Below are 21,042 nucleotides of genomic sequence, written 5' to 3'. Positions count from 1 at the left end.
AAATTTAAGAAATCCATTTTGCTTGGTTTTCATAAATCAAAAATCCTAAATCGTTAATCTACAATCTAAAATACTTTCGATTAGGAACTTAAACAAATCATAAATGTCCCCGAATGCTTTTTAAATAATAAGTTATTACGTAAATTTGCAAAAATTTTACAATACAAATATACTATAAATGAGTACAACGACTACGCCATATGTGGCTTTCAAAGTAAAAGACATTTCTCTAGCGGCTTGGGGAAGAAAAGAAATTGAACTAGCTGAAGCTGAAATGCCAGGTTTAATGGCCCTTCGCGCTGAATATAAAGACGAGCAACCGCTTAAAGGTGCTCGTATTGCAGGATGTTTACACATGACGATCCAGACTGCAGTTTTAATTGAAACTTTAATTGCTCTTGGTGCTGAAGTTACCTGGTCTTCTTGTAACATTTTCTCTACTCAGGATCAGGCTGCTGCTGCAATTGCTGCTGCCGGAATTTCAGTTTATGCATGGAAAGGTCTTAATGAAGAAGAATTTGACTGGTGTATTGAGCAAACTTTATTCTTTGGCGAAGATAGAAAACCATTGAACATGATTCTTGATGATGGTGGAGATTTAACTAATATGGTTATTGATCGTTACCCTGAATTAGTTCCTGGAATCAAAGGATTGTCTGAAGAAACTACAACAGGTGTTCACAGATTGTACGAAAGAGTAAAAGCCGGAACTTTACCAATGCCTGCAATCAACATTAACGATTCTGTTACTAAATCTAAATTTGATAACAAATACGGATGTAAAGAATCCGCTGTAGATGCCGTACGTCGTGCAACTGACTTAATGTTAGCTGGAAAAAGAGTTATCGTTTGCGGATACGGTGACGTTGGAAAAGGAACTGCTGCTTCTTTCAGAGGTGCTGGTTCTATTGTAACTGTTACTGAAATTGACCCAATTTGTGCTTTACAAGCTGCGATGGACGGTTATGAAGTTAAAAAATTAGATACTGTAATTGCTAATGCTGATATCATCATTACCACTACAGGAAATAAAGATATTGTTCTTGGACGTCATTTCGAACAAATGAAAGACAAAACTGTTGTTTGTAACATTGGTCACTTCGACAACGAAATTGATATGGCTTGGTTAAACAAAAACCACGGTGCTTCTAAAATCGAAATCAAACCTCAGGTTGACAAATATACTATCAACGGTAATGACATCATCATTTTGGCTGAAGGTCGTTTAGTAAACCTTGGTTGTGCTACAGGTCACCCAAGTTTTGTAATGTCTAACTCATTTACAAACCAAACTTTGGCTCAAATCGAATTATGGAATAACAGCGCTGCTTACAACAATGACGTTTACATGTTACCTAAACATTTAGATGAAAAAGTTGCTGCTTTGCACTTAGCTAAATTAGGAGTTGAATTGGAAGTTCTTCGCGAAGATCAAGCTGCTTACATTGGTGTTGATGTAAAAGGTCCTTTCAAACCGGAATATTACAGATACTAGATTTTAGATTGCTTATTAGCGATTTATGATTTCAGATTTAGAACCCTTGCAGAAATGTGAGGGTTTTTTGTTTAAACGCAAGCTACTTTTAAAAAAAATAAATATAAAATTCACACTTCTTGATTAAACCTTTTCGTTTAATTAACATCTTATGTTAAGTTTAACCAAATTATCATGAGTAAATACTTATCATTACTGTTCTTTTTTGCTTTTTCTTTTTATGCTACTGCGCAAAGCAATTATATCTTAAAAGGAAAAGTTCTAAACATTAACAACCAACTTCCTTTGGAATCGGCTACTGTGTATATCAGTACTGTTAAAGATTCTACTATTTTGGAATACACCTTAACAGACAAAAACGGAAATTTCAATTTTGCAGTTAAAAAAAATGAAAAACCCGTATTTTTAAAAGTAACCTATGTAGGATTTGAAACCTTTGCCGAAGAGCAAAAAGAAATCAATACCAACAAAGATTTCAACAACATTTACCTTGCCGAATCAGTAAACACACTTAAGGAAGTCACCATAAAAGGAGAAGATCCTCCAATCCGAATTAAAAATGACACTATTGAATTCAAAGCTAACTTATTCAAAGTTCGTCCAGACGCTAATGTGGAAACATTATTAAAACAACTTCCGGGAATGGAAGTGGATAGTGATGGAAAAATTACCGCTAATGGTAAAGAAGTGACTCAGGTATTAGTAAACGGAAAACCATTTTTTGACCGTGATGGTGCCATGGCCTTAAAAAACCTTCCTGCCGAAATCATTAATAAAGTTCAGGTTTCTGATTTCAAAACTAAAAAAGAAGAATATTCTAAAGACCAGGCAGCATCCGATAACGCCAGCATTAACCTGACAATTGACGAAGATAAAAACAAAGGTTATTTTGGTAAATTCCTTGGCGGATACGGTACTGACGACCGTTACGAATCCAGTTTTATTGTAAACTTTTTTAACAATAACAGAAAAATAAGCTTATTAGGATCTTCTAACAATATCAACGCTCCCGGATTCTCTATGGATGAAGTTTTTGATAATATGGGTGGAGGCCGAAACAACCAGGGTTCTACAATTAACAGAGGGCAAGCCAATGGCATTACAACATCTAATTTATTAGGAATAAACTATTCTGACGAATTATTTAAAGATTTTCAAACTACTGCCAGCTACGATTATTCTGATAGAAAAACAGAAAACAGGAACACAACTAACAAAGCCAATGTAGAATTGGAATACAAAATATCGCCTACGATGCGATTATTTGTCTCCCCAAGATTCAACTCTTCTATATCAGAAAATTTTTCAGATTCAAACAGAAGAAGTATCAATACAACAGATGACATAGTAACGAATGCTTTTACATCAGAATCAACTAATAAAAACGAATCCAACAGCTTTAGCAACTCGATCAACTTCAACAAATCCTTCGAGAAAAAAGCCCGAAATTTAAGCTTTGTATTTAACAACAATAACAACAGTTCCAATTCTAATGGTTTTGTGGATTCAAAAACATTTCGCAGCCGGGAAAACGACACTATTTTTAGAGACCAAAACACCCGAAACAAAGGGATTAATGATTCGTATTCAGCCGAAATTGAATTTACAGAACCCGTAACCGATTCGATTCGTTTTAGAATAGGTATGGAATACAATTTCCAAAATTCCATTAACGACAATAAAACCTTTGACAATACCGGAACAATTACTGATAAAATCTTTACTGATTTAAACGATGAACAAACCACTTACATTACTTCTAAACAAAGGAGCATCACACCAAAAGCCGGAATTCGATTTGAAAAAAATAAATTTACTTTCGACATTAATTCTTCTACCAATATCATACAGTACGACAACTATTCAGACTATCTGGGAGAAATAATCGATTTAAGAAAAAAATATGTTTTACCTAACGGTAGTGCCCAAATTAGATACCGAGCCGACAGATCTAAATTTTTCACTGTTAGATACAACTATAATCAGTCTCTGCCATCAGCCTCTCAATTGCTTCCTATACAAAACGTATCTAATACTTTAAATACCATCACAGGAAATCCAAATTTGAATCCTACAGAAGCCCACAGTGCTAATATCAACTATAGAAATTTTGATTTCCGCACCCGATCCGGCTACAATTTATACTTTAGAGCTAATTATTACAACAATGATATAATTGCGACTTCAAACTTTGATGAGAACAACATCAGAAGAACCAGCTATGAAAACGTATCCGGTATTTACTCTTTTTCAGGGGGAGGTAGCTGGAATAAATCCATCAAAAAAGAAGAAAACTTATTACGCTATGGACTAGCTTTAAACACCAGTTATTCCTACTCAAAAGAATTTACTAACAACATATTATATGGTGCAAAATCTACCGGAATTTCACCAAGAATTTACCTTAATTACGATTATGGTCAATTTTTCACTATTGCTCCTTCTTATAATTTCTCATACAATGAAACGCAATACGAACTTAGCACACTTAATTCCAGATCCAATGTAGTACACCGACTAAATCTTCAAACTACAAGTTACTGGCCAACTAATTGGATTTGGGGGAATGATTTTGGATACACTTACAATTCTATCAATCAGGAATTCTACTTGTGGAATACCAGCTTATCCTATACTTTCTTAGACAAAGCATTTGTAGCCAAAGTAAAAATATACGATGTTTTAAACCAAAACCAAAGCATTACCAGAAACATATCCTCTTCAGCAATTACCGATAGCGAGAATACTGTTCTAAGACGTTATGCTATGTTTTCTCTTACCTATAAAATCCAGAATTTCTCAGGAATGAAAAACCCTCCGGGAAGAAGAAACCGAAACATGGAAGGTATGGACAGAGGAGGCGAACGACCTGAAGGTTTTGGCGGCGGCTTTGGCGGTGGTGGCCAAAGAATGATGGATTAATCAAACACAATTATTAATTCAATTTAGACAACAAATCCCCTTACTTTTAAGAAGTAAGGGGATTTGTTATTTAAACAAAAACGCACAGACCAAATCAATTTACCATTTTAATTATTCTAATTCTCATAGAATATTATAGCGATTTATATTTGATAATTACTCAATAGAAAAGATGAATAGAATAGGGCTTTAGTCCTATTTTACGCAAATACAGATTCGGCTTTAGCCAAATGTAAAATACCATTTTGGCTAAAGCAGATTACATAATTATTTCAAACTTTATTAATCAATCTGTATCCTAAAATATCCATCACACTTTTTTAAACACAAAAAAACCTGTTAGCTTAGCTAACAGGTTTTTAAATAAATCGAGAAAATCAATTAAGCTTCTACTTCGAATGGAAGGATTGAAACATATGATTTATTATCTCTTTTCTTTTGGAACTTAACAATTCCATCTACTTTTGCATGTAGTGTGTGATCTTTACTAATGTAAACATTTTCACCTGGATTGTGTTTTGAACCTCTTTGTCTTACGATGATGTTCCCTGCGATAGCAGCTTGTCCTCCAAAAATCTTAACACCTAAACGTTTCGATTCTGATTCTCTACCATTCTTAGAACTACCGACACCTTTCTTGTGAGCCATGATGTTTTAGTTTTAATATTGTTATTACTCTTGAGTATCTTCTTTTTTAGCTTTAGCTACCTTTTTCTTTGGAGCTTCAACTTCTTCTGTAGTTGCTTCAACTGCTGCTTTCTTAGAAGCTGCTTTCTTAGCACCTGCTGCAGTAATACCTTCAATTACAATTTGAGTAAGATATTGTCTGTGACCATTTCTCTTTTTGTACCCTTTTCTTCTTTTCTTTTTGAAAACGATAACCTTGTCTCCTTTTAAGTGTTGTAACACTTTAGCTTCTACTGAAGCACCTTCTATAGCTGGGGCGCCCAAAGTTACATTCCCATTATCGTCTAACAAAAGAACTTTATCAAAAGAAACTTTTGATCCTTCTTCGCTAGCTAAACGGTGAACATAAACCTTTAAGTCTTTGCTTACTTTAAATTGTTGCCCTGCTATCTCTACGATTGCATACATACCAAATTGATTTATTGATTTTTAAGGATGCAAATATACAATTATTTTTTTACCACGCAATCACTAAATTTAAAAAAATATTTCTTCTCATTTTTACTTTATTTTCAATACTTTAGAAACCCAATTATAACTTATATTTTTGTTAAAAAAAGTTCGATTACCAAATCAATACTAAAAAAAAGTATTTTTGGATTAACAATATTACCTATTAAGTATTGCAACCTTATTTTTTACTAATCTTATATGAAAAAAACAATAATGGCAATTAGTACTGCACTTTTATTTGGCGGTGTCGCCACAGCCCAAAAAATAACTTTCGAAGAGTACGATTTAAACAATGGCATGCACGTTATCTTACATCAGGACAACAGCGCTCCTGTAGTTATTACTTCGGTAATGTATCATGTAGGCTCTAAAGACGAAAACCCAAACAAAACAGGTTTTGCCCATTTTTTTGAACACTTATTATTCGAAGGAACCCAAAACATCAAAAGAGGCGAATGGTTTAATATTGTTACGGCAAACGGCGGTGTAAACAACGCTAACACTTCAGACGACCGAACCTATTATTACGAAGTTTTCCCTTCTAACAATTTAGAACTGGCGCTTTGGATGGAATCCGAGAGATTAATGCACCCTGTAATTAACCAAATTGGGGTTGACACCCAAAAAGGAGTAATTAAGGAAGAGAAAAATTCGCGCTATGACAACCAGCCTTACGGCAAAATAATTGAAGCTGTTAAAGAAAATTTATTCACCAATCATCCTTACCGCTGGACAACTATAGGCTCTACGGAACATTTGAATTCCGCAAAACTGGAAGACTTTAAAGCTTTTAACGAAAAATTCTATGTACCAAACAACGCTGTTTTAGTTGTAGCAGGCGATTTCGAACAAGGACAAGCGAAAGAATGGATTCAGAAATATTTTGGACCAATTAAAAAAGGAGATGAAATAAAACGAGAAACTTTTATCGAAAAACCAATAACCGAAACTATCAAAGCAACTCACATCGACCCAAATATTCAAATCCCGATGCTGGTTGCTGCTTACCGAACTCCGTCAATGAAAACCAGAGATGCACGCATTTTGGATTTTATCTCTTCTTATCTGAGCGATGGAAAAAGTTCGAAATTGTATAAAAAAATTGTAGATGACAAGAAAAAAGCACTGCAAATTGGCGCCGTAGGTTTTAACCAGGAAGATTATGGCATGTACATATTATATGGCTTACCAATGACAAACTTCACCAACGAAGATTTACTTAGAGAAATTGACGAAGAAATTGTAAAAATTCAAACAGAATTAATTTCTGAAAAAGATTATCAAAAACTACTGAACCAATTTGAGAATCAATATGTAAATCAAAACTCAAGTGTAGAAGGAATTGCCGAAAATTTAGCCAAATATTACCTGCTTTATGGCGATGTAAATCTTATCAATACCGATATTGACATTTACCACTCTATTACCAGAGAAGAAATTAGAGCCGTTGCCCAAAAATACCTAAATCCAAACCAGCGATTAATATTGGATTACATTCCTAGCCCTGAAAAAAACGAAAACTAAGCTATTTCGAAACATGAAAAAATCAAGTATATTACTCATTCTAATACTAGTCTCAGCAATCATGCAAGCACAAGAACGCAAACAACCTATAGCCGGAAAACCACCAGTTGTCAATATCAAAAAACCACAAAGTTTTACCTTAGCTAACGGACTCACTGTAATGATTGTTGAAAACCACAAACTCCCTAAGGTCACTTACAACCTTACTATTGACAATCCACCATTTGCCGAAGGAAACAAAAAAGGAGTTGATGAATTATGCAGCAACCTTATAGGAAACGGCAGCACTAAAATATCCAAAGAAGACTTTAACGAAGAAATCGATTTTATGGGAGCCACAATAGATTTCAGCTCCAGCAGTGCCCATGCCAGCTCGCTTTCTAAATTCTCAAAACGCACCTTAGAACTTTTAGCCTATGGCGCTTTAGACCCTAATTTCACTCAGGAAGAACTTGATAAAGAAAAAGCCAAACTAATAGAAAGCTTACGCTCTCAGGAAAAAAGTGTTTCGTCCATTGCCAGCAGAATGGTTAATGCGCTTTCTTTTGGAAAAAATCATCCTTCAGGCGAATTCATCACCGAAGAAAGTTTATCCAATATCACCCTGGAAGATGTCATCAAAAACTACAACAACAATTTCGCCCCTCAAAACGCTTATTTAGCAATTGTTGGAGATATTAAATACAACGAAATCAAACCGATAATCGAAGAACTTTTTGGTTCCTGGAAAAAAACAGACATCTCTAAAAGCATCTATCCTGACCCGGTAAACGTACCAACAACTCAAATTAATTTTATCGATGTTCCTAATGCCGTTCAATCAGAAATCTCAGTAGTAAACACCTACAATTTAAGAATGAACCACAAAGATTTTTTCCCTGCGGTAATTGCCAGTTACATTCTGGGAGGAGGTTTCAACAGCTACCTAAACATGAATTTAAGAGAAGCTCATGGCTGGACTTATGGTGCCAGCACTAATATTGGGGCCGGGAAATATGTAACCAATATCAGATCGGCATCGGCAGTAAAAAACAATGTAACTGATAGTGCCGTTGTAGAATTTATCAAAGAAATCAAAAAAATAAGAACCGAAAAAGTAACTACCGAGCAGCTTAACAATGCAAAAGCAGGTTACATTGGCCGATTTGTAATGAAAGCCGAAAAACCGGAATCGGTTGCCAGATACGCTTTGAACACAAAAACAGAAGACTTAGCTGATGATTTTTATGAAAACTACATCAAAACCATTAACGCAGTCACTAAAGAAGATGTATTAGCTGCCGCAAACAAATATTTTTTAATAGACAATTCGCGAATAATTATTGTAGGTAAAGCCAAAGAAGTTATTCCCGGATTAGAAAAACTCAACATTCCTATTTCTTATTTTGACAAATATGGAAATCCTGTAGAAAAACCTCAATTCTAAATAGTAGAAAATGTTATGAGTTATGAGTTAAACCACGCAGTTTAACTTATAACTCATAACTTCTTACTTCTTCGCACTCAAATAAACACCGATTAAAATAACAAAAGCGCCAAAAAACTGAACGAGCGTTAGTATTTCATTATCCAATAATCCCCAAAACAGTGCTATAACAGGAATCAAATAAGTTACTGATGCAGCAAAAACAGGAGAAGCAATTTGTATTAATTTAAAGAAAAGAATATTAGCAATTCCAGTTCCTAAAACACCCAGAATCATTATAAAACAAGCTGCTTTTTGTGTTTTCTCCAAGTGAATTTGTTCCGGAAAACCTGAAAAAAGCAAAATAAGTATTGCCGGAATTAAAAGCACCACAAAATTCCCGGTCGTTATACTTACAGGACTTACGTCAGACAAATGTCTTTTTATCAAATTAACATTGGTAGCATAACTAAACGAAGCCATAATAATCAACAAAGCATAATAATAATTTTGTTCAGGATTATTTTGCGCACCGTTATAAACCAAAAGCAAACTCCCTAAAAGCCCAATTAACAATCCCCAAAGTTGTTTTCGTTGAAAATCGATCCCAAAAAACAACACTCCTATTGCCAATGTATTCAATGGCGTCAAAGAATTTAAAATTGAAGTTACTGAACTATCTAATTCCGTTTGAGCAATAGCAAACAGAAAAGCAGGAAAAAAAGTTCCGAAAAGAGCCGTAATAGCAATGTATTTCCACTTTAACTTCGGAATAAGCATTAGACTTTTAAACCCGATTAGCAACAGAAAAAAAGAAGCAAAAATAATTCGTAACGAACCTACCTGAATGGCTGATAATCCCAACAGTCCTTTTTTTATAAGGATAAACGAACTACCCCAAATTAAGGAAAGAACCAGCAAATAAAACCATTTTAGTTGTTTGGATTCCATATTATTTCCACTCCAGCGTTTCCATCAAACGCTGCATATCATTTTTGATATAACTGGCCGCTGGCATAATCGAATCAAAATTAGGTTTGGCATAAAAATAAACTGAAGCCGTTAAAAAATGCTTTGTACTGTCGGTAGCATAAAACTGTGAGTTAGTTGCAGCATTTCCATTTACCTGATAAAACATGCCGTAAACTTTCTTTTGTTGATTCAAATAGGGTTGTTCCAAAATATCATTTGCTTTTATTACGTGCTCAAAAGTCAGTTTTTGAGCATCACGCAATAATTTATTAATATCATTATTTACCGGTTTATAAGTCAGATAAATTGTTGCTTTCATCTTAGGATAAGAAATCGTAAAACCACAGTCTTTTTCGCCTTTTATGATTGCTTTAGAATTCATTTCAAAAGTAAACGGGCATTGATTTTCAAAATGCGCATATTCAGCCACAGGATAATCCAATCGCAAATAACCCGATGGCTTAGGCAACACTTCATCTTTACAACCTGAAAACAACAACAAACCCAAAACACCAATTACAAAAACCGCAGTATTATAATTATGTTTTTTAATGGCACATTTTAAATTAAACATCAATGGTAACTTTTATCTGTTTGATACGTTTTTTATCTACAACCTCAATAGTAAACAGGCAATTTTCAAAAGTAATTTTTTGTCCTTTGACTGGAAAATTACCTGAGATTTCTAAAATAAACCCCGCCAAGGTTTCCGCCTCTCCTTTATTTTCTTCGAATATCTCTTCGTTTACATCAACAATTCGATAGAAATCCTTCAAATTAATTTTCCCTTCAAAAAGATAATTTCTATCATCAATTTGAGAGAAATTAATATCCTCATCATCAAATTCATCACTAATATCCCCTACTATTTCTTCGATTACATCTTCGAGAGAAACTAAACCCGATGTCCCACCGTACTCATCCACCACAATAGCAAGATGACTTTTCATGGACTGAAAATCCTTTAATAAATTATCGAGCTTTTTATTCTCAGGCACAAAAAACGGTTCTCTTATCAAAGTTGTCCAGTCAAATTGCTCCTTATCAATATGAGGCAACAAATCTTTGATAAACAAAACCCCTTCAATCTGATCAATATTATCCCGATATACCGGAATTCTCGAATAGCCTTTTTCTAAAATCTTAGCATATATTTCGCTGAAAGAAGCTGTAATTTCCAAAGCAAAAATATCAATTCTAGGACTCATTACCTGCCTGGTATCGGTATTACCAAAAGACACGATTCCTTCCAATATTTTTTGTTCATCAGTCGAAGTCTCATCAGTTGAAGTCAATTCTAAGGCCTGAGACAATTGGTCAACCGAAAAATTAGTCTTTTGCTTCCCTAATTTATTATGCAAATAAACCGTTGCCCCGCGCATAGGAATACTAATTGGAGAAAGCAATCTATCCAAAATCGAGATAGGATAAGCGATACTTTTAGCAAACTTAACATTATTTCTACTGGCATACACTTTAGGCATCACCTCTCCAAAAAGCAACAATAAGAAAGTCACAACGATAACTTCAAAAATAAATTTCAATACAGGCGAAGTAACTGCCGCAAACAAATCGGAACCAATAAAAGAGAACAGAATAACAACTCCTATATTAATGAAGTTATTAGCTACTAGAAGCGTTGCTAATAGTTTTTTAGGCCTTTGCAAAAGCTCGGAAAGAATTTTTCCTGTCGAAAGATTTTCCTGAAGCGTATCATCAATATCTTTTTGCGACAGCGAAAACAAGGCTACTTCGGCTCCCGAAACTACTGCTGAACAAAACAGCAATACAAATATTCCGGCAAAACCGAACAATAGATCTAAATCTACTGTGTAAACGAAATTCAAACTGGGCTCTGGGTCCAAATTAAAAAAGATTAGTTAAACAATCAAAAAGGCAAGTCGTTGATAGGCAAACCTTTATTTGGCGTGTCAAAATTAGTGTTTTTTGTGGATTCTGAACCCTGATTTTGCTTATTGCCCTCAGTATCTTTTTTAGTTGTTAAAAAAGTAAATTCGGTCACTTGAATTTCAGTAGTATGCTTCATCGAACCATCTTCTGCCTGCCACTGACGGGATTTAATTCTTCCCTCCACATAAATTTTATCTCCTTTTGACAAATATTTTTCACATATTTCAGCCGCTTTATTACGCACCACTAAATTATGCCATTCAGTCGAAACAATTTTCTCATTGGTAGTCTTATTAATATACACCTCATTTGTTGCCAACTGAAATCTTCCGATACAATTGCCCGCCTCAAAATAGTGCAACTTAACATCGTCACCCAAATGACCTATTAGCATTACCTTATTTAGTGTTCCGTTCATAGTCGTATTTATATTATGGTATCTATCCCAAAGATACATTTTTTTGCACTGCAATTCTATTCCGATTCAATAAAATTATGAATCACAATTGGAAAAGGATATTGCCTTAACTGCTCTTTAGTAATCCCATTTTCGACCACTCCTTTCACATTTAGTTTCCAAAATTTAATATGTAAATGCTGGTGCGATAGTTTATGAACAATACTTTTCTCATTGCACGCTTGCATACTTATAATAGGATTAGTAAAAAACGATTCTTGCTGAACAGCATTCGATACAAACTCAAAATCTTCTTCCTGCAAAGTTTCAATCAAAGGAAACTCATATAAGTTATGCCAAATCCCTTTTGCCATTCGTTTCTGAATTAAAGTATTCTCCTCGGCATCCGAAAGCATCAAATAATTAAAGTATCTGTTTCGCACTTTCAACTTCTTTGATTTCACAGGCAATTGATCAACTTTCTTTTTTTGCAATGCTGCACAACTATCATTAAAAACACAATTCCCACAATCCGGATTTTTAGGAACGCATTGCAGCGCACCAAACTCCATTATGGCCTGATTAAAAATGGCTGGATTAGCTTCGCTCAGTTCGGCTCCGCCTCGGGTGTCTTTTGGCATTAATTCGAAAGCCAAAGCTGCGAATTCTTTTTTGGCCGAAGTCTGGGCAATATCGGTTTCTACATCAAAATAACGGGAAAGCACCCTGAACACATTTCCATCCACAACCGGCACAGCTTCATTATAGGAAAAAGAAGCAATTGCAGCCGCAGTATATTCACCTACTCCTTTTAATTGCAATAAGTCCTTATAGTTATCCGGAAAAACACCATTAAGTTCAGTTGCTATATATTGAGCGGTTTTATGCAAATTACGGGCACGGGAATAATAACCCAAACCCTGCCATAATTTTAATACCTTTTCTTCATCGGCATTTGCCAGGTCAAAAACCGTTGGAAAAGCCTCCATGAAAGAAAAAAAATAAGGCATTCCCTGAGCAACTCGCGTCTGTTGAAGCATGATTTCTGAGAGCCAAATATGGTAAGGATTGGTAGTATTTCTCCAAGGCAAATCGCGCTTGTTTTCTAAATACCACTTTATTAGAAAGTTATGAAAAATCATCATTAAATATTTGTTGACAAAAGTAAAAGTTTATGTAATTAAAATTTAATGAATTAGCTTGAATAATTGTTTTTTAAATTCATATATTTGCACACTCAAAAAAATTATTACAAAATAATAAATAAGGAAAGAAAATGACGAAAGCAGATATCGTAGCGAAAATTTCAGAAAAATTAGGTCTTGAAAAAGGTGATGTGCAAGCAACAGTAGAGACTTTTATGGAAGAAGTAAAAACTTCATTAGAAACTGGAGATAATGTATATTTAAGAGGTTTTGGTAGCTTTATCGTAAAGACAAGAGCAGAGAAAACAGGTAGAAATATCTCTAAAAACACTACAATTAAAATACCTGCACACAACATTCCAGCTTTCAAACCTGCAAAAGTTTTTGTAGAAGGAGTAAAAACAAATAACGAAGCAAAATAATATTATTAATCATAAAATCTAAAAGATTATGCCAAGTGGTAAAAAAAGAAAAAGACATAAGGTAGCTACGCACAAACGTAAAAAAAGAGCGAGAGCTAACCGTCACAAAAAGAAAAAGTAGTCTAGAACTACTTTTTTCTTTTTAAACGTTCATTGAAATTGAGATTTAAGATTGTAGATTACCGATTTAAGATTGCAGATTTAAAAAATCTAAAACCAAGAATCAAAATTCAGAAATCTAAAATCTCCCCGGGTTAATACCTGTTCAAAAATATTGTTTAATCCATCTGTAAATAAGATTTTAGATCTTAGATTTTAGACTTTAGACTTTCAAAGTCTTTACTCTTCTCTCTATGTTCTATTTTCTAAAAAACAGATAAAAATTTACAAATGAATAAAGAATTAATCATTCGATCTAGTTCTGATTCAGTAGATTTTGCCTTATTAAAAGATGGAAAACTAATTGAATTACACAAAGAAGAAGAGACAAGCAACTTTCAGGTAGGCGATATTTTTATTGCCAAAATCAGAAAACCTGTTGCCGGACTCAATGCTGCTTTTGTAAATGTAGGCTTCGAAAAAGATGCCTTTTTACATTATCACGACCTAGGTCCTAATCTAACTTCCCAACTGAAATTCATAAAACTTGTAAGCGCAGGTAAAATAAAAGATTTCTCCCTAAAAAACTTTCAGTTTGAAAAAGAGATAGACAAAGATGGGACCATTACTGATGTAATAAACGCCAATCAATCTATCTTAGTACAAGTTGTAAAAGAACCAATATCTACCAAAGGACCAAGAATTAGTGCTGAGCTTTCTCTTGCCGGACGTTTTATTGTTTTAGTTCCTTTCTCCGACCGTGTTTCTATTTCTCAAAAAATAGAAGACAAAAAAGAAAAAGACCGACTAAAAAAACTTGTACAATCCATCAAACCAAAAGGATTTGGTGTTATTGTTCGCACAGTAGCCGAAGGCAAAAATACAGCCGAATTAGAAAAAGATTTGCAGAACCTGCTAAGCAGATGGACTGCAATGTGTAAGAAATTACCAACTGCTCATCATCCCTCAAAAGTATTAGGCGAACTCAACCGAGCTTCCTCAATACTAAGAGACGTTTTCAACGATACCTTTACCAGTATCCAAATAGATGATGAAGAGTTGTACAACCAAACAAAGGATTACTTGCAAGAAATTGCTCCATCCAAACAATCTATTGTGAAGTTTTATCAATCAAACGACACGCCAATCTTCGAGAAATACAATATAGAGAGACAAATCAAAACTTCTTTTGGGAAAACCGTTTCCATGAGTAAAGGCGCTTATCTTATTATCGAACACACTGAAGCTCTACACGTAATTGATGTGAACAGCGGAAACCGTTCGAATAAAGCAACTAATCAGGAAGACACAGCCATGGAAGTCAATATGATTGCCGCAGCCGAAATAGCCAGACAATTGCGTTTGCGCGATATGGGCGGTATCATAGTAGTGGATTTTATCGATATGTCTAATCCCGAAAATCGCAAAGTCTTGTTCGACTTCCTGAGGGAAGAAATGAGCGACGATAAAGCAAAACACAAAATCTTACCTCCTAGTAAATTTGGATTAGTCCAAATTACCAGACAAAGAGTAAGACCAGAAAGAAATATTAAAACCAGAGAAGAAGACCCAAACAATGAAAATGGTGAAATCGAAGCACCAATACTAATCATTGACAAAATCAACGCCGACCTGGAAAGAATTTTAAAAACCCACAAAAAAGTAGTACTTAATGTACATCCGTTTGTGGCTGCTTACCTCAGCAAAGGTTTTCCATCATTACGTTCAAAATGGTTCCTTGAACATAAAAAATGGGTGAAAATTATACCACGTGACGCTTACACGTATTTAGAATATCATTTCTTTGACAATAAAGGAAATGCTATAAAAGACTAAACAAAAAACCGCTTTTCGTAAGATTGGCGGTTTTTTTGTGCGTCATTGCGAGGCACGAAGCAATCGCATAATTAAATTAATTTCAGTTTTACATAAAGCTATTTCCTGCTATCCGCTTCAATCTTTTTATTTTAAAAGAAAAATAAAAAGGATTTCCGCTACTATCAGGGCTAGGGATTTTGTTTTTAAAAGACTATCTCTTTTTGCAAAAATTCAATTTTCATTTTTATACGAATAAAATACTATATTTAGGTTTTATATCTTTCAAAGATACAAGTACACAAATATGCTTTTTTAGATAACAATCATTTTAATGACAGAGCACTTAACAACAATAACAACTGCAATAACTGGAGGAGTCATATGGGAGGGTTTTAAATTCTTACATCCTGAAGTGAAAAGATATTTTACCACAAGAAGAGAAGCCTCAAAAATATTTTATGAAAATCTTGATCCAATATTAAAATCGGCAAGCGAATTATATGGAAAACTAGAATCGTTAGCAAAAGAAGACTTTTCCTCCTTTATAAACCTTGATAATTCAAATTCAATCGACCCATTACATAACCAAAAATATGTCTTTTACTTGTTTGCACAATTTTGGGCTCAAATTGAATATTTAAGATTAGAAAGTCAATATACAGACTTATCAAAAATTAAAAAAGGTAAAGAATTATTAAGATTTATTGAAACTATAGAATCTAGAAAGTTCAGAATTCTAGACCGATCAATACAAAGAATTCTTGGGGAATGTCTTATTAAAGAACAAGGGCATAGATTTAGAGTCATGTCTTTAAAAGAATTCACAGAAACCCTAGACACATCTAAATCAAAACTTTCCCAGTGGCTTGAAAATTTAAAGTCAACTTTATTTTCTACAAATAAAAAAGAAGCACGTCAATTAATATTACGATTTGGGGTAATAATAGCTATCTTAATTGACCATTTCGACCCTAATTACAAAACCGTAAGAAGAAGAGAAATCTACACTAATAAACTTTCCAAAAAGAGTAAAAGCATAATAAGAAACAACTTAACTAATCATTATTTATCTTTTATTTCCAAAAAAGACAGATATTATTAAAGATAAGAGCCCGCAGATTTTTTTCGTTTTATAAACTACTTAAATCGTTGGACTCTTCCGTTATTGTAAAGGAAATCTTTATATAATTGAAGTGTAAATATAGAAAAAAAACGTTTATAAACTAAAACAACTTCAATACTACTGAAAATATATCACATTTACATACAACAAAAAACCGCCTTTCGTAAGATCGGCGGTTTTTTTGTGTCTTATTATATCGACAAATTTCTTAGTGCTCTTTGCGTTTTTAAACTTTGTGCCTTTGTGCTAAAAAATTAAATCCTTTGCAACTTTAAAACACGTCTTTTTCTTTGTAAAAAGACTACCGTAAAAAGCACTCCCAGAATCGACATTGTGATACCAACTAAATTTGGCGAAGCATAACTAAATCCGGCAATTAAAGGCAATCCACCAAGGAAAGCCCCTAAAGCATTTCCTGTATTAAAAGCAGCTTGTATCGCTGCCGAAGCAATCATTTCGGCACCTACCGCAGTTTGTATCATCAAAGTTTGAATTGGCGCAGCCACAGCAAAAGCAATACAACCAGTAGAAAAAACCAATGCTAAACTCACATAAGGATTGGACGAAAAGAAAAACACCAACATCAAGTCAACTGCCATAACCGAAAGCAATACGATAATCGTCTTTTCGGCTGAGTAGCGATCGGCTAATTTTCCGCCAATAAAATTTCCTAAAACCATTCCCAAGCCAGCCAACATCATAATATAGGGCACATCACTAGCATCAAAGCCTGAAATATCCGTTAATAACGGAGCAATGTAACTAATCCAGCAAAACAAACCTCCTGCACCAATAGCGGTAATTAAAATAACCAGCCAGGCTTCGGCTTTCTTAAAAAACAACAACTGCGTTTTCATACCTTCTCTGGCTTTAGCCTCAATATTTGGCATCCAAAAATAAAGTGAACAAACCGTTAGAGTTCCAACAATGGCGATAATGATAAAAGTATAACGCCATGAAAAATGATGCCCGATATAAGTCCCTAAAGGAACACCCAAAAGATTAGCAATAGTTAAACCCGCAAACATGACCGATATGGCTTGAGCTTCTTTTCCTTTATCAGCAAGGCGACTGGCTACTACTGCTCCCACTCCAAAAAAAGCACCATGCGGCAATCCGGAAAGTAATCGAACAGCAAACAAAAACTCATAATTAGGTGCAATAATTGAAAGTGAATTAAAAGCAGTAATCATACTCGCCAGAATCAATAGTGTTTTTTTAGGCGGATAATTTCGCGTGATAATCACTAACAAAGGCGCACCAATAACTACTCCAAGCGCATAGGCCGAAATTAAATGTCCCGCAACTGGTATGCTAATATTCAAATTTTTAGCAATATCTGGCAATATCCCCATCATCACAAATTCGGTAATTCCTATCGTCAAACCACCCAAAGCGAGTGAAAGCAAACTTTTTTTCATTTTATTATAAAAGAGATTATTAACTAACATTGTGTCATTGAAACAGCAATGCTTATTTACTTTGCAAATTTATTGATAACTGCCACAAAGAAATTGTAATTTTACAATATAAACTTGCAAATTTAGGCTATGAAAAAATTAAATCAATTTGACACCTTAGTGATTGATGAATTTGAGGAAGACCAATATCATCTTCCCAGACACAGTCACACCTATTACGAGATTATTTACATCATCAAAGGGAGCGGGATTCATCAATTAAACAAAAACCTGCTCCCATATAAATCAGGGGATTTGTTTGTGCTTTCCACTGATGACGAACACTATTTTGACATTAAAAAGACAACCCGGTTTTTCTTTATAAAATTTACCGACACCTATTTTAATTCGAATAAAAAACTGGCTTGCGATGAATTCCTGCTCAACACTCCCGAGAATTTCATGCGCGACAAATCACTTAAAGAAAATGTACTGAAACTGGATCCAACTTGCGCCAGCATATTAAAAAACACTATTGACAATATCAGAGCTTACAATAGCAAAGCCAATATTTCTACTTCGCCAATTGCCTTTTACCAAATCTTATCCATCTTCGGACTGATAAAAGAAAGTTTACAACAACAGAATATAAAAATCACCGGCTCAGGAATAGACAACGACCAGATTATTTCCTATATCCATCAGAATATTTACAAACCAAAACTGGTTCAGATTAAAACCATTGCAGAACATTTTAATATCTCCCAGAGTTATTTTGGAACCTATTTCAAGCGCAATTTTTCAATAAGTTATCGGGAATATTGCAACAAACTAAGAACCCAGTTAATAGAAAAAAGGATTCTGAACAAGCAACTATCTATGAAACAAATTGCTTATGAATTTAGTTTCACTGATGAAAGTCACCTTTCTAATTATTTCAAAAAACAAAGAAATTTAAAACCAAGTGCGGTTAAGAAATTATAACACTATTTCCTCCTCGAAGCAAAAAACCGCTTCATCAGTTCAGCTGCCTCATCTGCCATTACTCCGGAAACAACAGTGGTTTTAGGATGTAGTTTAGTTCCCATTGTCATAAATCCGCGTTGCTCATCACTTGCCCCAAAAACAATTTTAGTAATTTGGCTCCAATACAAAGCACCTGCGCACATTTGGCAAGGTTCCAAAGTGACATAAAGCGTACAATCTTTCAGGTATTTTCCGCCTAAATAATTAGCCGCTGCTGTTATGGATTGCATTTCGGCATGGGCGGTAACATCATTCAGCATTTCGGTTAGATTATGACTGCGGGCAATAACGGTGTTGTTGACAACAACAACTGCACCTACAGGAATTTCGCCTTTTTCAAAAGCCATTTCGGCCTCCTGCAAAGCTTTCTTCATAAAAAAGTCATCGGTGAAAATATTTTCCATGCTGCAAAAATACAGCATTCAATTCGTACATTTGCGTCATGCCGGAAAATTTGCTTTCAAACATAAACAATCCAACCGATTTACGCCTGCTTGACGAAGCCCAACTTCCTCAAGTAGCACAGGAATTACGTGATTTCATTATCGATATTGTTTCGGTAAAAGAAGGTCATTTGGGAGCTAGTTTAGGTGTTGTCGAATTAACCATTGCTTTGCATTATGTATTCAACACACCCGATGATGCATTAATCTGGGATGTGGGTCATCAGGCTTACGGACATAAAATCCTGACGGGTCGCAGAGAAATTTTCCATACTAACCGCCAACTCAACGGAATTTCTGGTTTCCCTAAAAGAAGTGAAAGTGTATATGATGCTTTTGGCGTAGGCCACTCCTCTACTTCTATTTCGGCAGCCTTGGGAATGGCGATTGCATCCAATTTAAATGGTGATTTCAACAAACAACACATTGCAGTAATTGGCGATGCTTCGATAGCTTCGGGAATGGCTTTTGAAGGATTAAATCATGCCGGAGTAACCAATGCTAATTTATTGGTTATTCTAAATGATAATGCTATCGGGATTGACCCAAGTGTTGGTGCTTTAAAAAATTATCTTACCGCAGTAAAAGAAGGCAAAAACCCGAGACAAAATAATATGATTAAATCCCTGAATTTCAACTATTCGGGCCCCATTGACGGTAATGATATTTTTGCCGTTATCAAAGAACTAAAGCGTTTGCAAAAAATAAAAGGTCCTAAATTCCTCCATGTAATCACCACCAAAGGCAAAGGACTACAACAAGCCGAGGAAAATCAGGTGCAATACCACGCACCAGGAAAATTTGATGCTTCAACAGGCGAAATTATACCAAAATCAGAAGAAAATTTACCTCCAAAATATCAGGATGTTTTTGGACTGACCGTATTAGATTTGGCTCAAAAAAACAAAAAAATAGTAGGAATCACACCTGCCATGCCTACGGGAAGTTCATTGAAATTCATGATGGACGCCTTACCGGAACGTGCTTTTGATGTGGGTATTGCCGAGCAACACGCAGTAACCCTAGCCGCCGGAATGGCAACCCAGGGAATGACTGTTTTTTGCAATATCTATTCTACTTTTCTACAAAGAGCTTACGATCAGCTTATTCACGATGTGGCTTTACAAAAACTGCCAGTTATTTTCTGCCTCGATAGAGCCGGACTCGTTGGCGAAGACGGAGCCACACATCACGGCGTTTTCGATATTGCTTATTTGCGCTGCATTCCTAACCTTATAATTTATGCTCCTGCAAATGAAATTGCGCTACAAAACATTCTATATACTGCTCAACTAGGACTTGAATCTCCAATTGCTATCCGATATCCACGTGGTCGCGGCAATATTCCTAATTGGAAAAAAGAACATTTTGGTCATTATCAAAAAATAGAAATCGGCAAAGCAAATTGTATCAAAAACGGAACCGGAATAGCGGTTTTATCTAATGGAACAATCGGAAACAATGTTAGTTTAGCCTTAAACGAAATTGAAAATCCGGATACAATTGCACATTATGACTTCCCTTTTGTTAAACCATTGGACAAAAACCTGTTAGATGAAATTTTTAAAAAACACAAAAACATCATTACAATTGAAGATGGCACAATTATTGGAGGATTTGGAACTGCTATTTTAGAGTTTGCTGCCCAAAATAATTATCATTCCAATATTAAAACATTGGGAATTTCGGATGAATTTATTGAGCAAGGAACTATAAATCAGTTACAACAACTTTGCGGAATTGATGTTAACACACTAAAATCACTTTTTCGAAGTTATATAAACAAGTAATTTGCGCAAC

General features: G+C 34.8%; 18 protein-coding genes. 9 read left to right on the top strand and 9 right to left on the bottom strand.

All coding sequences use genetic code 11. The annotated features are described in order from the left end of the window. The first annotated feature begins 178 nt into the window (after positions 1–178). Both ahcY and BIW12_RS08240 read left to right on the top strand, forming a co-directional pair. On the top strand, positions 179–1,495 hold the full coding sequence (gene ahcY, locus BIW12_RS08245) for an adenosylhomocysteinase (protein ID WP_071184684.1): 1,317 nt from the start codon (positions 179–181) through the stop codon (positions 1,493–1,495). Between the two features lie 174 nt (positions 1,496–1,669). Then, entirely contained in the window at positions 1,670–4,417 is a 2,748-nt protein-coding gene (locus tag BIW12_RS08240) for an outer membrane beta-barrel protein (protein ID WP_071184683.1), read from the top strand. Between the two features lie 381 nt (positions 4,418–4,798). On the opposite strand, the gene rpmA is transcribed toward BIW12_RS08240, so the two are convergent. Both rpmA and rplU read right to left on the bottom strand, forming a co-directional pair. Then, on the bottom strand, positions 4,799–5,065 hold the full coding sequence (rpmA, locus tag BIW12_RS08235; protein ID WP_026712573.1) for a 50S ribosomal protein L27: 267 nt from the start codon (positions 5,063–5,065) through the stop codon (positions 4,799–4,801). A gap of 24 nt (positions 5,066–5,089) precedes the next feature. Beyond that, entirely contained in the window at positions 5,090–5,512 is a 423-nt protein-coding gene (rplU, locus tag BIW12_RS08230; RefSeq protein ID WP_071184682.1) for a 50S ribosomal protein L21, read from the bottom strand. A 243-nt stretch (positions 5,513–5,755) separates the two neighbouring features. Between rplU and BIW12_RS08225 the strand changes: the two genes are divergently transcribed. Together BIW12_RS08225 and BIW12_RS08220 are read left to right on the top strand one after the other, a co-directional pair. Then, positions 5,756–7,081 carry a M16 family metallopeptidase gene (locus tag BIW12_RS08225; protein ID WP_071184681.1) on the top strand — a complete coding sequence of 442 codons (1,326 nt, stop codon included), beginning with the start codon at positions 5,756–5,758 and terminating at the stop codon, positions 7,079–7,081. 13 nt (positions 7,082–7,094) lie between these two features. Beyond that, the gene (locus BIW12_RS08220) at positions 7,095–8,507 is read left to right on the top strand and encodes a M16 family metallopeptidase (protein WP_071184680.1); all 1,413 of its coding nucleotides are present in this window, start codon (positions 7,095–7,097) and stop codon (positions 8,505–8,507) included. Positions 8,508–8,570: 63 nt separating this feature from the next. Here the strand turns inward: BIW12_RS08220 and BIW12_RS08215 are convergent, their stop codons facing one another. Genes BIW12_RS08215 through mutY form a run of 5 tightly spaced genes read right to left on the bottom strand, consistent with a single transcriptional unit; the run spans position 8,571 to position 12,908 of the window. After that, positions 8,571–9,437 carry a DMT family transporter gene (locus BIW12_RS08215; protein ID WP_071184679.1) on the bottom strand — a complete coding sequence of 289 codons (867 nt, stop codon included), beginning with the start codon at positions 9,435–9,437 and terminating at the stop codon, positions 8,571–8,573. Position 9,438: 1 nt separating this feature from the next. After that, complete coding sequence (gldD, locus tag BIW12_RS08210; protein ID WP_083382076.1) at positions 9,439–10,032, bottom strand: gliding motility lipoprotein GldD; 594 nt, start codon at positions 10,030–10,032, stop codon at positions 9,439–9,441. Next, complete coding sequence (locus BIW12_RS08205; protein ID WP_071184678.1) at positions 10,025–11,323, bottom strand: gliding motility-associated protein GldE; 1,299 nt, start codon at positions 11,321–11,323, stop codon at positions 10,025–10,027. Before BIW12_RS08205 ends, gldD begins: the two co-directional genes overlap by 8 nt. 23 nt (positions 11,324–11,346) lie before the next feature. Next, on the bottom strand, positions 11,347–11,787 hold the full coding sequence (locus BIW12_RS08200) for a single-stranded DNA-binding protein (RefSeq protein ID WP_071184677.1): 441 nt from the start codon (positions 11,785–11,787) through the stop codon (positions 11,347–11,349). A gap of 56 nt (positions 11,788–11,843) precedes the next feature. Next, positions 11,844–12,908, bottom strand: a complete 1,065-nt coding sequence (mutY, locus tag BIW12_RS08195; RefSeq protein ID WP_071184676.1) for an A/G-specific adenine glycosylase — start codon at positions 12,906–12,908, stop codon at positions 11,844–11,846. A 134-nt stretch (positions 12,909–13,042) separates the two neighbouring features. On the opposite strand from mutY, the gene BIW12_RS08190 reads away from it, so the two are divergent. From BIW12_RS08190 to BIW12_RS08180, 3 genes are all read left to right on the top strand, one after another. Beyond that, positions 13,043–13,333: an HU family DNA-binding protein gene (locus tag BIW12_RS08190; RefSeq protein WP_007805026.1), complete on the top strand. Its 291-nt coding sequence runs from the start codon at positions 13,043–13,045 to the stop codon at positions 13,331–13,333. Between the two features lie 390 nt (positions 13,334–13,723). Continuing rightward, positions 13,724–15,268, top strand: coding sequence for an Rne/Rng family ribonuclease (locus BIW12_RS08185; RefSeq protein WP_071184675.1), 1,545 nt, complete (start codon positions 13,724–13,726; stop codon positions 15,266–15,268). A 313-nt stretch (positions 15,269–15,581) separates the two neighbouring features. Further along, complete coding sequence (locus tag BIW12_RS08180) at positions 15,582–16,352, top strand: hypothetical protein (protein ID WP_071184674.1); 771 nt, start codon at positions 15,582–15,584, stop codon at positions 16,350–16,352. A gap of 275 nt (positions 16,353–16,627) precedes the next feature. Here BIW12_RS08180 and BIW12_RS08175 read toward each other — a convergent pair whose 3' ends face one another. Continuing rightward, complete coding sequence (locus BIW12_RS08175) at positions 16,628–17,794, bottom strand: MFS transporter (RefSeq protein WP_071186236.1); 1,167 nt, start codon at positions 17,792–17,794, stop codon at positions 16,628–16,630. Between the two features lie 129 nt (positions 17,795–17,923). Here BIW12_RS08175 and BIW12_RS08170 point away from each other — a divergent pair, with 129 nt between their 5' ends. Further along, positions 17,924–18,757 carry an AraC family transcriptional regulator gene (locus BIW12_RS08170; protein WP_071184673.1) on the top strand — a complete coding sequence of 278 codons (834 nt, stop codon included), beginning with the start codon at positions 17,924–17,926 and terminating at the stop codon, positions 18,755–18,757. Between the two features lie 2 nt (positions 18,758–18,759). On the opposite strand, the gene BIW12_RS08165 is transcribed toward BIW12_RS08170, so the two are convergent. After that, positions 18,760–19,203: a nucleoside deaminase gene (locus tag BIW12_RS08165; protein ID WP_071184672.1), complete on the bottom strand. Its 444-nt coding sequence runs from the start codon at positions 19,201–19,203 to the stop codon at positions 18,760–18,762. Positions 19,204–19,241: 38 nt separating this feature from the next. Here BIW12_RS08165 and BIW12_RS08160 point away from each other — a divergent pair, with 38 nt between their 5' ends. Continuing rightward, the gene (locus tag BIW12_RS08160; RefSeq protein ID WP_071184671.1) at positions 19,242–21,032 is read left to right on the top strand and encodes a 1-deoxy-D-xylulose-5-phosphate synthase; all 1,791 of its coding nucleotides are present in this window, start codon (positions 19,242–19,244) and stop codon (positions 21,030–21,032) included. The last annotated feature ends 10 nt before the right edge of the window (positions 21,033–21,042 follow it).

Origin of the sequence: Flavobacterium commune (assembly GCF_001857965.1) — a bacterium.
Classification (GTDB): domain Bacteria; phylum Bacteroidota; class Bacteroidia; order Flavobacteriales; family Flavobacteriaceae; genus Flavobacterium; species Flavobacterium commune.
This window is presented reverse-complemented; position numbering and strand designations above follow the sequence as displayed.

Excerpts from the sequence above, each read along its gene's own strand:
- ahcY (WP_071184684.1), top strand. The coding sequence starts at position 179 with ATGAGTACAACGACTACGCCATATGTGGCTTTCAAAGTAAAAGACATT.
- BIW12_RS08240 (WP_071184683.1), top strand. The coding sequence starts at position 1,670 with ATGAGTAAATACTTATCATTACTGTTCTTTTTTGCTTTTTCTTTTTAT.
- rpmA (WP_026712573.1), bottom strand. The coding sequence starts at position 5,065 with ATGGCTCACAAGAAAGGTGTCGGTAGTTCTAAGAATGGTAGAGAATCA.
- rplU (WP_071184682.1), bottom strand. The coding sequence starts at position 5,512 with ATGTATGCAATCGTAGAGATAGCAGGGCAACAATTTAAAGTAAGCAAA.
- BIW12_RS08225 (WP_071184681.1), top strand. The coding sequence starts at position 5,756 with ATGAAAAAAACAATAATGGCAATTAGTACTGCACTTTTATTTGGCGGT.
- BIW12_RS08220 (WP_071184680.1), top strand. The coding sequence starts at position 7,095 with ATGAAAAAATCAAGTATATTACTCATTCTAATACTAGTCTCAGCAATC.
- BIW12_RS08215 (WP_071184679.1), bottom strand. The coding sequence starts at position 9,437 with ATGGAATCCAAACAACTAAAATGGTTTTATTTGCTGGTTCTTTCCTTA.
- gldD (WP_083382076.1), bottom strand. The coding sequence starts at position 10,032 with ATGTTTAATTTAAAATGTGCCATTAAAAAACATAATTATAATACTGCG.
- BIW12_RS08200 (WP_071184677.1), bottom strand. The coding sequence starts at position 11,787 with ATGAACGGAACACTAAATAAGGTAATGCTAATAGGTCATTTGGGTGAC.
- mutY (WP_071184676.1), bottom strand. The coding sequence starts at position 12,908 with ATGATTTTTCATAACTTTCTAATAAAGTGGTATTTAGAAAACAAGCGC.
- BIW12_RS08190 (WP_007805026.1), top strand. The coding sequence starts at position 13,043 with ATGACGAAAGCAGATATCGTAGCGAAAATTTCAGAAAAATTAGGTCTT.
- BIW12_RS08185 (WP_071184675.1), top strand. The coding sequence starts at position 13,724 with ATGAATAAAGAATTAATCATTCGATCTAGTTCTGATTCAGTAGATTTT.
- BIW12_RS08180 (WP_071184674.1), top strand. The coding sequence starts at position 15,582 with ATGACAGAGCACTTAACAACAATAACAACTGCAATAACTGGAGGAGTC.
- BIW12_RS08175 (WP_071186236.1), bottom strand. The coding sequence starts at position 17,794 with ATGAAAAAAAGTTTGCTTTCACTCGCTTTGGGTGGTTTGACGATAGGA.
- BIW12_RS08170 (WP_071184673.1), top strand. The coding sequence starts at position 17,924 with ATGAAAAAATTAAATCAATTTGACACCTTAGTGATTGATGAATTTGAG.
- BIW12_RS08165 (WP_071184672.1), bottom strand. The coding sequence starts at position 19,203 with ATGGAAAATATTTTCACCGATGACTTTTTTATGAAGAAAGCTTTGCAG.
- BIW12_RS08160 (WP_071184671.1), top strand. The coding sequence starts at position 19,242 with ATGCCGGAAAATTTGCTTTCAAACATAAACAATCCAACCGATTTACGC.